14 protein-coding genes and 1 pseudogene are annotated in these 14,928 nt (G+C 64.1%); 9 read left to right on the top strand and 6 right to left on the bottom strand.

Going from position 1 to position 14,928, the window contains the following annotated elements; genetic code table 11:
- Positions 1 to 58 precede the first annotated feature (58 nt).
- The 3 genes from LRP30_RS41860 to LRP30_RS41850 are packed head-to-tail and all read right to left on the bottom strand — an operon-like array spanning position 59 to position 4,402.
- Positions 59 to 1,030, bottom strand: coding sequence for an HlyD family efflux transporter periplasmic adaptor subunit (locus tag LRP30_RS41860; RefSeq protein WP_249758627.1), 972 nt, complete (start codon positions 1,028 to 1,030; stop codon positions 59 to 61).
- Positions 1,017 to 3,344 carry an ABC transporter permease gene (locus tag LRP30_RS41855; RefSeq protein ID WP_249758626.1) on the bottom strand — a complete coding sequence of 776 codons (2,328 nt, stop codon included), beginning with the start codon at positions 3,342 to 3,344 and terminating at the stop codon, positions 1,017 to 1,019. The genes LRP30_RS41860 and LRP30_RS41855 overlap by 14 nt, the downstream gene beginning before the upstream one ends.
- Complete coding sequence (locus tag LRP30_RS41850) at positions 3,341 to 4,402, bottom strand: efflux RND transporter periplasmic adaptor subunit (protein WP_249758625.1); 1,062 nt, start codon at positions 4,400 to 4,402, stop codon at positions 3,341 to 3,343. The genes LRP30_RS41855 and LRP30_RS41850 overlap by 4 nt, the downstream gene beginning before the upstream one ends.
- A 460-nt stretch (positions 4,403 to 4,862) precedes the next feature.
- Between LRP30_RS41850 and LRP30_RS41845 the strand changes: the two genes are divergently transcribed.
- The 9 genes and pseudogenes from LRP30_RS41845 to LRP30_RS41810 all read left to right on the top strand — a co-directional run bounded on the left by LRP30_RS41845 (position 4,863) and on the right by LRP30_RS41810 (position 11,559).
- Positions 4,863 to 5,681 carry a DUF5050 domain-containing protein gene (locus tag LRP30_RS41845; RefSeq protein ID WP_249758624.1) on the top strand — a complete coding sequence of 273 codons (819 nt, stop codon included), beginning with the start codon at positions 4,863 to 4,865 and terminating at the stop codon, positions 5,679 to 5,681.
- Positions 5,682 to 5,703: 22 nt separating this feature from the next.
- Positions 5,704 to 6,654 carry a 3-hydroxyacyl-CoA dehydrogenase NAD-binding domain-containing protein gene (locus LRP30_RS41840; protein ID WP_249758623.1) on the top strand — a complete coding sequence of 317 codons (951 nt, stop codon included), beginning with the start codon at positions 5,704 to 5,706 and terminating at the stop codon, positions 6,652 to 6,654.
- An 82-nt stretch (positions 6,655 to 6,736) separates the two neighbouring features.
- Positions 6,737 to 7,957 carry an acyl-CoA dehydrogenase family protein gene (locus tag LRP30_RS41835; RefSeq protein WP_249758622.1) on the top strand — a complete coding sequence of 407 codons (1,221 nt, stop codon included), beginning with the start codon at positions 6,737 to 6,739 and terminating at the stop codon, positions 7,955 to 7,957.
- Between the two features lie 55 nt (positions 7,958 to 8,012).
- On the top strand, positions 8,013 to 8,864 hold the full coding sequence (locus LRP30_RS41830; protein ID WP_249758621.1) for an enoyl-CoA hydratase-related protein: 852 nt from the start codon (positions 8,013 to 8,015) through the stop codon (positions 8,862 to 8,864).
- Positions 8,865 to 8,904: 40 nt separating this feature from the next.
- Positions 8,905 to 10,131 (top strand): CoA transferase, encoded by a 1,227-nt coding sequence (locus LRP30_RS41825; protein WP_249758620.1) that lies wholly within the window; start codon positions 8,905 to 8,907, stop codon positions 10,129 to 10,131.
- 79 nt (positions 10,132 to 10,210) lie between these two features.
- The gene (locus tag LRP30_RS45165; protein WP_256477649.1) at positions 10,211 to 10,339 is read left to right on the top strand and encodes a hypothetical protein; all 129 of its coding nucleotides are present in this window, start codon (positions 10,211 to 10,213) and stop codon (positions 10,337 to 10,339) included.
- A pseudogene (locus LRP30_RS45325) lies at positions 10,336 to 10,635 on the top strand (enoyl-CoA hydratase-related protein); the annotation flags it as partial. The gene LRP30_RS45165 and the pseudogene LRP30_RS45325, both read left to right, overlap by 4 nt.
- Positions 10,636 to 10,684: 49 nt before the next feature.
- On the top strand, positions 10,685 to 10,981 hold the full coding sequence (locus LRP30_RS41815; RefSeq protein WP_249761954.1) for an enoyl-CoA hydratase-related protein: 297 nt from the start codon (positions 10,685 to 10,687) through the stop codon (positions 10,979 to 10,981).
- A complete protein-coding gene (locus LRP30_RS41810) occupies positions 10,978 to 11,559 on the top strand; it encodes an NAD(P)H-dependent oxidoreductase (RefSeq protein ID WP_346016241.1) in 582 nt (193 codons plus the stop codon). Before LRP30_RS41815 ends, LRP30_RS41810 begins: the two co-directional genes overlap by 4 nt.
- 40 nt (positions 11,560 to 11,599) lie before the next feature.
- Here LRP30_RS41810 and LRP30_RS41805 read toward each other — a convergent pair whose 3' ends face one another.
- The 3 genes from LRP30_RS41805 to LRP30_RS41795 all read right to left on the bottom strand — a co-directional run bounded on the left by LRP30_RS41805 (position 11,600) and on the right by LRP30_RS41795 (position 14,757).
- Positions 11,600 to 12,049 (bottom strand): hypothetical protein, encoded by a 450-nt coding sequence (locus LRP30_RS41805; protein ID WP_249758619.1) that lies wholly within the window; start codon positions 12,047 to 12,049, stop codon positions 11,600 to 11,602.
- A 55-nt stretch (positions 12,050 to 12,104) separates the two neighbouring features.
- Positions 12,105 to 13,436, bottom strand: coding sequence for an NAD(P)/FAD-dependent oxidoreductase (locus LRP30_RS41800; protein WP_249758618.1), 1,332 nt, complete (start codon positions 13,434 to 13,436; stop codon positions 12,105 to 12,107).
- 103 nt (positions 13,437 to 13,539) lie between these two features.
- The gene (locus LRP30_RS41795) at positions 13,540 to 14,757 is read right to left on the bottom strand and encodes a threonine/serine exporter family protein (RefSeq protein ID WP_249758617.1); all 1,218 of its coding nucleotides are present in this window, start codon (positions 14,755 to 14,757) and stop codon (positions 13,540 to 13,542) included.
- Positions 14,758 to 14,928: the final 171 nt, after the last annotated feature.

Here is a 14,928-nt window from a genome sequence, read left to right as displayed (position 1 = left end):
GGGTCAAGCTTGACGCGCGCGACTGGCCGCGATGAAGCGGACCGTCAGCGCTTCGCTATCATTGGCCGATCCAGACGGTCATTCCCGGCTCGAAGCCCGCCGACGTTTCCGCTGGGTCGAGGCGCAGGCGCAGCGTGTTGCGGTCATGGTCGCCGATCACCCGCTCGGCCTGCCAGGTGGCAAACACGCCGATCGGCCGCAGCTCGGTAATGACGGCCCTGGTCGCGCCATCGGCGCCGTTCCGCATTACGCGGGCGGTTGCTCCCATGGCCAGGCTATCGAGATGATCCTCGCGCACGTTGAACGAGAGCCATTGCTGGCCAGCCGCCTCGACCATCAGGATCGGTTGGCCGGCGCGAACATTCTCGCCGACCTCGGCGGCGATGACGCTGACCACGCCGTCGGTTGGCGCGCGCAACACCATTTTGTCGAGACGGCGCTCGAGCACGGTGACAGCGGCGGCCGCGGCCTGCACCTGAGCATCGGCGACCGCGCGCTCCTCCCGGGTCGGGCCCGCCACGGCCCCATCGTAATTAGCCTGGGCCTCGGCCACGTCGGCACGAGCGCTGGCAACGTCGCTTTCAACCTGGTCGAGCGACTGCTGCGACTCAAAGCTCTGACGTGCCAGCGTGCTGGTCCTGGTGAGCTGCGCCTGCACATAGTCGAGGCGGGAGGTTGCCTTGGCGATTGCGGCCTTGAGCGACTGGACCTGCTCGCGACGTACGCCGGCATAGACGTTGGTGCGGTTCGCGGCCGCCGATGCGAGCGCGGCCCGCGCCTGGTCCGCCTGCGCGGTCAGCTCCACCGCGGAGAGGCTCGCCAGCACATCGCCGGCGCGCACATGCGCGCCTTTCCCGACCGCAATCGACATCAGCTGGCCGTTCACCTCCGGCTCGACCCTGATCTCGGTGGCCCGCACGACGCCGACGATCGGGGCGACTGACCCGGAACGACGCAACGAATAGATCAAGACGCCCGCGACGAGCACGAGCAAGACCGCAACGATGGCGGCACGCCTAGCCTTGCGCATGTCCCTGTCCCTTCCTGACGGCAAACGCCGAGATCACCGCGAGCGCAAAATAGCCCAGCGCCAGGCACCACAGAGCGAGCCAGTCATGTGCGACCTCCCGGATGGTGGCGCCGAGCTGGTTGATGCGCACGAGGCCGTCGATGGCGGAGTCGGCCGGGAGCAGCCGCCCGAGTGCCTGGGCCGCATCGGGGATGGCCTCGCGCGGCCATGCGAAGCCGGCGGTGAAGAACTGGGGCAGGCTGGTCGCGAGCAGAAGCAGGGTCGCGTTCTCCGGCCGCGTGAACCACGCCCCGATCGCCTGTCCAATGAAGCTCGTCGCCAGCAAGAAGATGGTCGCGAGCGCGAAGATCTGGGGAAGGTGGCCGAGTGTCGAGAAGCCGTAGATCCGCGGCAGCACGATGAGGTAAAGCGCGAGCGCCGGTAGGTAGATGGTCAGATGGGCGACGCCGCGGCCGAGCACGCCGGAGAACGCGCCGCCGGGGCCCGCCAGCGCGCTGCCGGTCAGCATCGCTGCCCCGATCAGGAGAGTTTGCTGGAGGATCAGCACGAACGCGGCCGGAACGACATAGCTCGCATAGCCGCCGACCGGGTTGAAGATCGGTTGAAGCAGAACGTCGGCCGGGCTCGAACTTGCCAGTTTCGCCTTGATGAGGCTTCCGTCGGAACGCGCGCCGCGCGAGACCAGTTCGGACGTCAATGCGCCGATGGCCGTGGCCACGCCGCTTGCGGTCGATCTGAACATGAACAGGTAGGTGGCGTCCGCGTAGACCGGGATGTGCGCGGTGATGCCCTTGAGCACGTCGCGCTCGGTGTCCGCCGGAATCTCGACGGCGGCAAAAGCTTGCCCGCGATTGACCGCGGCGTGCGCCTCCGCGAGCGTGCGCGCGCGGACCGCAACGCTCAACGCGCTGCTCGCATCCAGCGTCTCGATCATCCGGCGGCTGAGATCGCTGAGGTCATTGTCGACGACCGCGATGGGCAGCTTGCGAAGGATCTGGTTCAAATAGGGCTGCGGATAGTAGAAGCCGTAAACCAGCGGCGCCAGGAACAGCACGCTGAAAGCGCTCCGCGTTCCCAGCACACGCCGCCACTCCGCGGTGAAGGCGCCGCCGATGCCGCGCGGTGCCGACGCGGCCACCGGCGGATCGGCCGGCCGTACCGACTCGAACCAGCCATTACGCGTGAGGCTCGCCATGCGCAGCAAAGCGAGAGCGGCGAACAGCAGCGCCAGTCCGGTGAGCGCCGCAAAGGGAATGGCGGAGTCCGAGACCGGCGATCCGCGCGCGGCTTGTCCGAGCAGGACGGCCATGTACCATCGCAGCGGCAGGATTGCGCTCCAGCCTTGCGCAAACGTGTTCATGCCGATGGTGGGAAAGCCGACACCGGCGTAGCCGAAGGCGGGCGATGCAATGAGACCGGCAAGTCCGAGCCCGGTTGCGAGGTCGCCGACCAGGAGCTGGAGCAGGGCGCCCAGCGACAGATAGGCAATGATCAGGAGCGAGCCGGCGGCGACCATCAGCGGCAGGTCTCCCCGGAAGGGGACTTGCAGCACGCCCTCCAGGACGAGCGGCTCGGCCAGCATGATCACGATGAAGATGCAAAACAGCGGCGCGAGCTTGCCCACAAGTGCCACGACCGGATCGCCGCCCGCGCTTGCGAGCCAGGCCCGCGCGTCGCGACGGCGGAATTCGGAGCCGACGGAATAGCCAGCGGCGAGCGTGATCACGACATGGATGATGGTGGGCAGCAGCGCACGCAGCAGGAACTGCGCATAGTTCTTCTGCGGATTGACCAGCGCGATGGTTTCCGTGGAGAACGTTCCGATGGATGCCGGCGCTTGACTGGCTCGCTTGGCGGGGGCCGCCACGGCCGCTGCGGCGGACAGGGCATCGCTCAGGCCCGACGACGCAATGCCGGCCGCGGTCAGGAACTGCTGGTTATAGAACCCTACGACCTGCGGGCGGCGCTGGGCCTTCAGGTCGCGCTCGAAATCCGGCGGGATATGAATGGCCGAGATCGCCTTGCCGGAGCGTATGTCCTGCACGGCAGTGGACAGCGTCCCGGAGCGGTCGACGATCTCCAGGCTCGGCGAGGCCGCGACGTATTCCACCAAGGCTCGCGAGGCGTCCGACTTGTCCTCGTCGACGACGGTGACGCCGAGCCCCCGGATGACCGGATGGCTGAACACCGTGGTGAGAACCACGAAGGCAAATAGAGGGACGCCGAAGATCAGGAGCAGCGCCACGCGATCATGAAACAGCCAGCGGCACTCGCGCCGTACGACCAGCCAGAATCCGGGCCTTGCCGGCCTCATTGCCGTGACCGCCAGTCGAGATAGGCGCTCATCCCCGGTCGCAGCTCGGGCACGGACTGGACCGGGTAGGCGCGGATCGAAAACGTCCGCAGGTCGAAATCGCCGGACGCGCGGGTGGCGCGCCAGCTCGCATATTCGCCCTTGGTGGCGATGAGCTTGACCTCGACCGTGACAGCGCGGTCCGCGAGCGCCGGAATGCGGACGTCGAAGCGATCGCCGATCTTCAGGCCCTTGATGAGATCCTCGCGAAGATCGAAGTGAACCCAGACGTCGGTCAGGTCGATCAAGGTGACGAGCGGCACGCCCGGCGAGACGTATTCGCCCGGCTCGACATTGCGCTGATAGACCTGCGAGGCGACGGGGGCATAGACCGCGAGCTGGTCGATGATCGATTGAACGCTCTGGATATCGGCACTGGCCTTTTCGACGCTGGTGGCGGCGATCGCCCGCTCCTCCTTGGTATAGCCGTTGACCGCCTGCTCATAGGCTGATTTCGCCTGGTCGACCGCGCGCTCGCTTTCGTGCAGCGCATCGGTCGCCTGGTCGAGGCGGGCCTGCGGCGCGTTGCCCTGCTCGGTCAATGTGCGGGTGCGGTCAAATGTCTTTTGCGCCAGCAGCAGCGCCGCCTGCGCCCGCTCCATTTCGGCCTTCCGTGCGGCGATGACCTCCACGCGCGTTCCGACCAGCACGTTGGCGAGCTGGGCGTCGGCAACGGCCTTGGCCGCCTTCATCTGCTCGTGCTTGGCCAGCGTCTCGGGATTGTCGATCTGGACGAGCACCGCGCCCGCAGCAACGTTCTGGCCGCGCTGCACGGGGATTTCCTTCACCCGTCCGTCGACGCGCGCAGCAATATCGAGCCGCGTTGCATCGACCTCGCCCTGGACCAGCAGTGGCTCAGGCCGCAACAGATAGAAGACAGAAAGTGCGACAACGGCCACCGCAACGACGCCGACGATGACGGCGGGCGTACGCGCCGGGCTGTGCGCGTTTGTTTCCTGTCCGCCATTCGGCGCGGCGGGCGGACTCGGGATGTTTTTGTCAGAGCTCGGCATGTCCATGCCTGACTCCCTTTTTCCTGACCGCGGGGGCCATTGACTATATTTCGTCGTCGGGGCCGGTCCAATCTCGATGTATCCGAAGTTTTCGAGGTTGAACGATCAACCATGGGGCCGGTCGAGCTTCCTTGCTTGAAGGTTTGACGCTTCACTTGTTGAAAGCTGCGGCTCCGGCTTCGGTCGTCATCCCGACGCTCGGCCAATTTGGTCGAGATTGCAGAGATGCCATCTCGAATAAGTTGGCTGGCTGCGCCACGAAAGGGATCAAGCAGCAACATTCCAGCGGTGACATTCCTGTCCAAGCCGGATGTCCGCGATCGCGTCATAGTCGCGGCCACCTGACCAGCTCGTGGTTGGGCCCAGATGCAGGTGCGATATGCCAAAAGCCGTCACGACATCCTCCGCGACCGTCACAGTCCCTCGCCTCTTCGTCCTCGAATTGAATGCAGGTTGCATTCATTCCATGAACACGGATGGCTCGGAGCGAACGACAATCGTGACGGGCTGCCACCTTCCGGACGGTATCGTCGTCGATGCGGGAGCCGGCCATATCTACTGGACCAACATGGGCATCCCGAGCCTGAACGACGGCTCCATCGAGCGCGCCGACATCGACGGCAAGAACCGCAAGACGATCGTCCCGCAGGGACACACCCACACGCCGAAGCAGATCATCCTCGATAAGAAAGGCGGCAAGCTGTATTGGTGCGACCGCGAGGGGATGCGCGTCATGCGCTGCAATCTCGACGGCGCACGGCTGGAGACGCTCATCGAGGCGGGGCGCGGCGAAGCCCATAGCCGGGATGCGACGCGATGGTGCGTTGGGCTGACGATCGATCCGAAACTCGCACACATCTACTGGAGCCAAAAAGGCCCAGACAATGCCGGACTCGGCCGCATCTTCCGCGCCAATCTCGAAATCCCGGCCGGACAAACCGCGGCGAACAGGTCCGACATTGAGATATTCTTCGACGCTCTGCCGGAGCCGATCGATCTCGAGCTCGACCACCAGAACCGTATTCTCTACTGGACCGACCGCGGCGACCCTCCGCGCGGCAACACCGTGAACCGGGCCTCGATCGACAACAAGCCTGCAGAGCCGGAGATCGTGGTGACCCATCTCATGGAGGGGATCGGCATCGCGCTCGACGTTCCAAACGATCGCATGTTCGTGACCGATTTCGCCGGCTCGGTCTACTCGGCGCGGCTCGATGGATCCGGCGAGCGCAACTTCCTCTTCGCCCAGGGCAATCTCACCGGCATCGCCTACGCCGAAGTCTGACCAACACATTGGAGAGAATGACATGACCGATACCAAGCCCATTCGCCGTATCGCTATCATCGGCACCGGTGTGATTGGCGCGAGCTGGAGTTCGCTGTTTCTCGCCAAGGGACTGCAGGTGGTCGCGACTGATATCGCGCCGAACGCAGAAGCCGCTCTAAGGAAGTTCGTCGAGACGGCCTGGCCGGCGCTCGAGCGATTGGGTCTGTCGCCCGGAGCGTCGCAGTCGAACCTCAAGTTTACGCCCGACATCGCGCAGGCACTCGCCGGCGCCGACCTCGTCCAGGAGAACGGGCCCGAGCGGATCGAATTCAAGCAGAAGCTCTATGGCCAGCTCGACGAGCTGTTGCCGCCCGACGTGATCATCGCATCGAGCTCGTCGGGGCTCACCATGAGCGAAATCCAGAAGGGCGCCGCATCCCATCCCGAGCGCTGCGTCATCGCCCATCCGTTCAATCCGCCCCACTTGATTCCGCTGACGGAGATCGTCGGTGGGGCAAAAACCTCGGAAGCGACGATCCGGCGCGCCGCGGAATTCTACACGTCGATCGGGCAACGGACGGTGCGCCTCAACAAGGAAATGCCGGGACATGTCGCTAACCGTCTCCAGGCCGCGCTGAGCCGCGAGGTCTATTACCTCGTCGCCCAAGGTGTCGTGAGCGCCGCCGACGTCGACACCGCCCTGAGCTGGGGGCCGGGCCTGCGTTGGGGCGTCATGGGCAGCCTGATGCTCAACCATCTCGGCGGCGGACCAGGCGGCATCGAGCACTTCTTCCAGCAGTTCACCGGCCCGATGACGGCCTGGTGGAAGACCCTTGGCGCGCCGGTGCTGACGCCGGAGGTGCAAAAGAAGCTCATCGACAGCGTTCATGCCGAGGCCGGATCACGCAGCATCGAGCAATTAGAGGCGGAGCGCGACGAAGTTCTGCTCGGCCTAATCGAGTTGCGCAGGAAAGCGGCCAAGTCGGGCTGACGAGATCAGCGCACCGATCAATCACAGTTTCAACCGTTCTTCAGTTTTCAGGCTTTCGAGCCGCAGTGAGGAGAAATCGCAAATGCCCACCGCAACCCCAGCAAGCAAAACCGCCGCGGCGAAGCCGGCACCGGCACCCAATGGTGACTTCTATCAGCTGGTCGACCTTCTCACCGCCGACGAGAGAGCACTCGTCAAGAAGGTGCGGACCTACATGGAGACCAAGGTCCAGCCGGTCATCAACAAGTACTGGTCAGACGATGCGTTTCCGTTCGAACTGCTGCCGTCGTTCAAGGAGCTCGGCCTCGGCGGGCTCGGCTTCGAAGGTTATGGCTGCGCGGGCGGTAGCCAGAAGCTGTTCGGTTTCGTCGCGATGGAGCTGGCGCGCACCGACGCCTCGTTCTGCACGTTCTTCGGCGTGCACAGCGGTCTGGCGATGGGCTCGATCTATCTCGACGGCTCCGAGGAACAGAAGCAGAAGTGGCTGCCGGCGATGGCGCGTTGGGAAAAGATCGGCTGCTTCGGCCTCACCGAGCCGCTGGTCGGTTCCGGAACGAGCGGTGGTCTGACCACGACGGCCAAGCGAGAAGGCGATACCTGGATTCTCAACGGACAGAAGCGGTGGATCGGCAACGCACCGTGGTGTGACCTTTCCATCATCTGGGCGCGCGACCTCGCCGACAATCAGGTCAAGGGCTTCATCGTCGAGAACAAGTCGACGCCCGGGTTCAGCGTCGAGAAGATCGAGCACAAAATTGCGCTCAAGGTGGTCCAGAACGGTCAGATCACGCTGAAGGATGTGCGGGTGCCCGAAGCGAACCGCCTCCAGGGCGGCAATTCGTTCCGCGATACGGCGCGCGTGCTGCGGATGACGCGGTACATGGTGGGCTGGGCGTCGACCGGCATCCAGATGGGGGCATACGAAGCCACCCTCAAATACGCCCAGGAGCGCCTGCAATTCGGTAAGCCGATCGCTTCGTTCCAGATGATCCAGGATCTGCTCGCCAAGATGCTGGGCAATCTTACCGCGTGCCAGTGCCTGATGCTCCGCCTGGCGACGCTCGATGACGAAGGCAAGCTTGGCGACCATCACGCGGCGCTGGCGAAGGCGTTCTGCACCTCGAAATCGCGCGAGACGGTCTCCTGGGGCCGCGAGGTGCTGGGCGGCAACGGCATCGTCGCCGACTACAATGTCGCGCGCTTCTTCGCCGATGCCGAGGCGCTCTACTCCTACGAAGGTACGTATCAGATGCAGAATCTGATCGTCGGCAAGGCCATCACCGGTCACGGCGCTTTCCTCTGACCTCTCAGCGGCGCCGGCGCACCAGCGCCGGCCGCCCTACCAAGGAGACATCACTATGGTTTCGGGAGCTGCACCGTTCACACCCTCGCCTGCAACAGCACCAAACTCCGCACCCAGAGCGGCGCTGGCCCTTGCGAATGTCCTGTACGAGAAAAAGGGTTCGATTGCCTACGTCACGGTCAATCGGCCGAAAGTGCTCAACGCGCTCAACACGCCGACCTGGACCGATCTGCACGCCGCATTCGAGGACACAAAAGCGGACGCGTCCGTGCGCGGCGTGATCCTCACCGGCGCGGGCGACAAGGCGTTCATCGCTGGCGCTGACATCAGCGAACTCGCACATGTCGATGCCTACGATGCCGAGGAGTCCAGCCGGTTCGGGCAGGGTGTGCTGGACCTGATCGAGAATCTCGGCAAGCCGGTGATCGCCGCGATCAACGGCTTTGCCCTTGGCGGCGGCTGCGAGACCGCGATGGCCTGCACCATCAGGATCGCAGCGGAGCACGCCAAATTCGGGCAACCCGAGGTCAAGCTGGGACTGCTGCCAGGTGGTGGCGGGACGCAACGCCTGCCGCGCCTGGTGGGAAAGGGGCGTGCATTGCAGCTGATCCTCACGGGCGAGACGATTTCCGCGCAGGAAGCCTATCGCATCGGCCTCGTCAACGAAGTCGTTGCCGCGGCCGACCTGATCGATCGTGCGGAGACGATTCTGAAACAGATCATGGCCAACGCGCCGATCGCGGTGAAGTTCTCGCTGGAAGCCGCCAACAAGGGCATGGACACGAGCCAGAGCGAAGGCTTCGCATTGGAAGCCTCCTTCTTCGGCATTTGCGCCGCCACCGAAGACAAAAAGGAAGGCACCGCCGCCTTCCTCGAGAAACGTGCGCCGCAGTTTCGCGGACGCTGAAGCAAGGCCGCTCTCTGCGCGGATCTGGAAAGGACACCCCATGGCTAACGACAATATTTTCTCCGGATTGAAGGTGGTGGACCTCGCGAGCTTCATCGCGGGCCCCAGTGCCGCCGTGATCTTGTCCGATTTCGGCGCCGACGTGATCAAGGTCGAGCCGCCGAGCGGTGAGCTGTGGCGGCATGCGAACCATCTCCCGCCGCAGCCGGTCGCCGACGATGCCTATCCCTGGCATCTGGCCAATCGCAACAAGCGCGGCATGGCGCTCGATCTGAAATCGCCAGGCGCGCAGCAGGTTCTCGAGAAGCTAGTCAAATGGGCCGACGTTCTCATCGTCAACACGCCGCATCCGGCGCGCAAGAAATTGAAGCTCGAATATGAAGATGTGTCGGGGTGGAATCCGCGACTGATCTACGCCGACATCACGGGCTTCGGCGACAAGGGGCCGGATGCGAACCTCCCTGGCTTCGATATCACGTCGTACTGGGCCCGCAGCGGATTGCTGTCGATGACACGCGATGCCGGTGCGCCGCCGACCTGGCCGGTGGCGGGCAGCGGCGACAACGCGACCGCGGTCGGACTCTATTCGGCGATCGTCACGGCCTTGTACCGTCGCGAGCGCACGGGGGCGGGGGCGCATGTCACGACCTCGCTGCTTGCCGAAGGCGTGTGGTCCGCCAGCGTCTCGATCCAGGCTGCACTCTGCGATGCGAAATTCTTCGGGCTGCACGATCGTATGCACCCGGCAAATGCCGCCATGAACGTCTATCGCGCCAAGGACGATACCTGGTTCGTCCTCATCATCACGCCCGACAAGGTGGAGGCTGTGGCGAAGGCGATCGGCCGACCCGATCTGCTGACTGACCCGCGGTTCTCCGACCCGGCCAAGCTGATGACTAACATGACGGAGCTCACGGCGATTCTCGACCAGACCTTCTGTGCCGAGCCGATGTCGCATTGGTACGAGGTGTTCGACGGCGTTCACGTGACGTTCGGAGCGGTGCGCGGACCGCAGGAGGTGGTCAACGATCCCCAACTCCGGGCGAACGACATCATCGTTCCGCTCGAGGGAGCCGGCGGCAAGCTGACGTCTACGATCTCCAGCCCGCTTCAAGTGCACGGTGTCGCCAAGGTGTTGGCGAAGCGCGCCCCGAAGATCGGAGAACACAACGACGAAGTCCTTCGGCAGCTGGGATTCAGCGCGGCCGAAATCGATGGTCTGCATGCGAGCGGTACCGTTCCGAAGGCCAAGGACCAAGCGGCCTAGCGTGGCGGCAGGGGCGTGGCGGCGCAAGCTGCCGCGACCCCGCGCTAGTGAAGTTCACTCAAGGGACGGGAGCTCGACCATGGATGAGATCGTCACTGAACCTGCCGCAGGCATCCTGCGCGTCCAGTTGAACCGTCCGACCAAGCGGAACGCGATGACGTCGGCCATGTATGTAGCTCTCGCCGACATCTTGCGCGGCGGCGAATGACGAGAGCACGCGTGTCGTCCTCTGGCATGGCGGGGGAGATTCGTAATGATATCGAGGTCTTTCTGAAGAATCCGCCAGAGGCGGAAGAATCGCCGCAGTCCCGGCTGATGGACGCGCTGCTCAGCTTCGACAAGCCGCCGGTCGCGGCAGTCCACGGCGCCGCGATCGGCGGCGGCACCACCATGCTGACGCATTGCGATTTCATCTACGCGGGCGAGAGTGAGAAATTCCAGATGCCCTTCGTCAATCTTGCCGTCGTGCCGGAATTCGGATCGAGCTGCTCCGTGCCGGCGCGGATCGACCATCTCCGTGCGGCGGAGCTGTTCATGTTGGGAGCTCCTTTTGATGCCCAGGCGCGCCGCGGAGTTGGGCCCGGTGACCGAAGTCGTATCCGATACGGATCTCCGGGCGAGGGCGACCGAGACGGCCCGGAAATTGGCCGCGAAGCCGGCCGCCACGCTGCAAGCCAGCAAGAGGCTCATGAAGCAGCCATTTCGCGAGCAGCTCAAGGCCGCGAAGGGCGAAAACGAAGAATTCAGCACGCAAGTCCGCTCCGAGGACGCCAAAGAGGCGTTCACGGCTTTCGTGGAAAAGCGCAAGCCCGGCTTCGCGCGAAACATCAAGTCTCAAGCGAAGGCATGACCATGGAAAAGCCAATGGATGTGTGCGTGTTGATCGGAAGCCTGCGGAAGGCATCGTTCAACGGGATGCTGGCGAACGCTCTGATCTCACTCGCGCCGCCCTCGATGAGGTTCGATATCGTCGAGATCGAACAATTGCCGTTCTACAATGAGGATCTCGAGACCGCATCTCCGCCCGCGCAATGGACCGCGTTCAGAGAGCGCATCAATGCCGCCGACGCGATTCTATTCGTCACGCCGGAATACAACCGGTCGGTGCCGGCCGTGCTCAAGAACGCACTGGATGTCGGTTCGAGGCCGTATGGACACAGCATCTGGGACCGCAAGCCAGGTGCGATCGTCAGCGGCTCGCCGGGTGCGATCGGAGGCTTCGGCGCCAATCATCATCTGAGGCAATCGCTCGTGTTCCTGAACGTGCCGACCCTTCAGCAGCCTGAGGCCTACCTTGGCCACGTCGACAAGCTCTTCGATGAGCACGGCAAGCTCACGAGCGACGGCACCTGCAAATTTCTGCAAGGGTTCATGCAGGCGTTCGCCAATTGGATAGAGACAGTCCGATCCCAGGGTCAGCGCGTCTGACGCCCTGCGGCAGGCGCGAGCTGAAATCGCGGCATGACGCTCAAAAATGGACCGGCCGCATGTGCTCGAACTCGTCACGGCACGCCCCGCTGAAGTCATGCAACAGATCGATCGTGCCATCGATCGCCATTTCACGCAGTTCGACGAAGCTCTTGTCCGGCTCCAGATAGGTATCCAGGATTTTTCGGGTGACGTCTTCGGCATGAAGGACCACCTCCTTTGAAGATATCGCCCGCATCGCGCTCATTTTGGCGTAAAGGCTGACTAGGCCGGGAATGTCCGCCTTATCGTGCTGGAGCGCATCGATGTAGCATTTGGCGGCGTCTTCAATGAAGTCCCTGTAAAGCGTCTGCCGGCGGGTCTCCTCGTGAAGAACCCACTGCGCGCGGACCTGGTTGCGCTGGCTCCGCCAATTCGCTATTCCGCTCGTCAAGCCGCCAACGGCTGCTCCCGTAAGAGCGGCGAGCGCAGAGATGATGGAGGCGTCCACAGGTGCTGTCTCCAACCGGCTGGAGAAGCCGGCAGTAGCGGTTATCGGATATCGGCTATGATGCGGACGACCGCGGTCCTTCGGAAATCAGCCGTGAGCTCCGTTGCCCCGACAGATATGACCAGACCCACTGCGTCTGGACTCGAAACCTGTTCTGAAGCTGCGGCAGCGCGAGCACGTGCAGCGCAGCCCACACCAGCCAGGTCAAAAAGCCGCTGCTTCGCAAATGGCCGGCCTCGAGGATCGCGAAGTTCTTGCCGACCACGGCCATATTGCCCTTGTTGCGATACCGAAACGGACGACCGTCCTTGTGTCCCCTGACACGGTTGGCGATGAGATGCCCGACAAATCGTCCCTGCTGAATGGCTGCCTGGGCCACGCCGGGGACGGGGTGACCATCCTGGGTCATCGCGGCCGCGTCGCCTGCCACAAACACGTTGGGCGCCTCGGGAATGTCCATGAACGCGCCAACGCATGCGCGCCCGGCGCGATCCGTCTGTGTCCCGAGCATCTTCACGATCGGCGAGGCGCTGACGCCGGCCGTCCATAGCACGGTAGCGCTGGGAATACGGACGCCGGCCGCGATCACACCCTGATCGTCGACCTTCTCTACCTTTACGCCCGTCGACACCTCAACGCCGAGTTTCGCAAGTCGCTTGGCGGCCTTTTGAGACAGCGATTCCGCGAAGGTCGGCAGAATACGCGTGCCGCCATCCAGTAAGACGATGCGGCTCTTGGCCGGATCGATCTTGCGGAAATTGTTGCGCAGGGTCACCGAGACCAGTTGCGCGATCGAAGCGGCCAGCTCGACGCCGGTCGGGCCGGCACCCACCAGAGTGAATGTCATTTGGCGAGCGCGTTCCTGCTCGTCATCAGTTGCTTCCGCCAATTCGAAGGCACTCAGGATCTTGGTCCTGATCGCTTCGGCGTCGCTCAGGCTCTTGAGGCCCGGTGCGAACTGGGCGAACTGGTCATGACCGAAATAGCTCGGGCGCATTCCGGTCGCGATCACCAGGAAGTCGTAACCGAAGTTTCTACTGCCAATCTCCGGGCAGATGGCTTCGACGGTGCGCGCTCCGAGATTGATAGCCTTGACCTCGGCCAGCAAGACGCTGAGGTTCTTCTGCTTCGCCTCGAGCTGCCGGATCGGCGCCGCGATCTCGGATGGCGCCAGAACAGCGGTGGCGACCTGGTACAGCAGCGGCGCAAAGATGTGGTGATTGCGCCGGTCGAGCAGCGTGATGTCGACATCGGCTCGCTTCAGCGCCCGCGCCGCCGCGATACCGGCAAAGCCACCGCCGACGATCAGGACGCGCCTTTTGCCCGGTGCCGCTTGTGGCGATGGCAGTTTTTCCTGCGGGAACGATTTGGTCAAAATTGTCGTCATGGGTGCACCGACTCTTGGGGCCAGCCAGCCCGTCAGGATGGATAACGCGGAGCCGCGGGCCATGCTTGGATGGCGCTGCGGCGCATTGAACGGCTGTGCCTCATCATACGGGGGAGGGCGAGAGGCGTTCGTACAGCATGCGCGGGAGGATCAGCCCGAAGGCCATGGCCATGATGATCAGAAATGCCGTGGCGCCATTCGCGACGATACTGATCAGCAGAGCTGCCGGCGCGTCCGGACCGATTGAGACCAATTCGACGAGGCCCGTTGCGGTATTGAACAGGAAGAAGCCCGGCATCAACGAGACGACGGCGGAGAAGGCGACAGCCGCGAAGGGCAGATGCAGGCGGTCGACGACGGGCGCCGTGAGAACACTGACGAGTATGCAGGCGACGAGCGCCCCGCTCGGAGCGCTTCCTCCGGCGAGAACGATCTGCGCCCAGCGGGCCGCATGCGCCGGCATGCCGACCGCGATCGGGAACGCCAGCAGACGCCACGGCATCGAGAAGAACGTGCCGAAGGAGGCGACGGCGCATCCTGCCGCGATCACGTCGAGGCTCAGGGGAACAGGCGGAGACGGTCCCGCGATCGCGAGGTTTCCGCCGGCGGCCGTGAACCCGAACAGGCCGCCGTCGCAGACCAGGAGCACGATGATCCCGGCATAGGCCAGGCGCGCGAGTCCCAGCGCGATACGCGTACGTGCAAGGTCGATTGCGCCGTTGAGGATATGCGGACCGGGGACCAGCACCATGCAGGGGCAGAAGCCGACCAGAGTTGCTGCATTCGATCGCTGGAAACGGCCGGCTGCGGCAGCTACGACCCCGGCGATAAGCGCGGCACACAGCGGCTGGATGAGCGGGTTTTGGCTGAAGCCGGACAAACGGCGGCGGACGAGCGCCCCGATGGCGGCGCTCGCTGCGATCAGCAGAAGGCTCGTCGCATCGGGCGTGCCGAATATGACGCCCAGCGAAGCCGCTCCGATCGCTGCGAACAAGGTGAAGCGCGGCGTGGAAGCCGGCGGCAGACGGCCAGCCGACTCGAGTGCGGATCGAGCAGCCGCGGCCGGCAGCTTGCCATGGCAGATCTGATCGATCACGCTCGTGACCGCAAGGACCCTGCCCATGTCGACACCGAGTGGCTTGGCGGGAACGATGTGTGAGACGGCCGCGCCATCGACCTTGACGATGAGTTCCCCCCAATATGGCAGCACAGTCACGGTCACGCCGAGCGCGTGCCCAAGGCGCTCGGCAGCGGCAACGGTCCGTTCTGTGGTCTGCCCGTGAGAAAACAGGAGCGTCGCGGCCAGCGCCGTCGTCTCCAACGCCGCCTCGCACGACAACGGCTCGGGGTACAATGTTTCCCTTTTCAAACCCGTCAATTGCGCTGCGCGGTCCAATAGCCCGAGCATCTCTCAGTCCCCGCGTAGCCGCTCCATCTTCCGCGACCGGCGGTCCCGGCGAGCCGGCCTGTACCGGACGCGAATTTGTCGTGA

It is taken from the genome of Bradyrhizobium sp. C-145 (genome assembly GCF_023375135.1).
Classification (GTDB): Bacteria; Pseudomonadota; Alphaproteobacteria; order Rhizobiales; family Xanthobacteraceae; genus Bradyrhizobium; species Bradyrhizobium zhanjiangense.
This window is presented reverse-complemented; position numbering and strand designations above follow the sequence as displayed.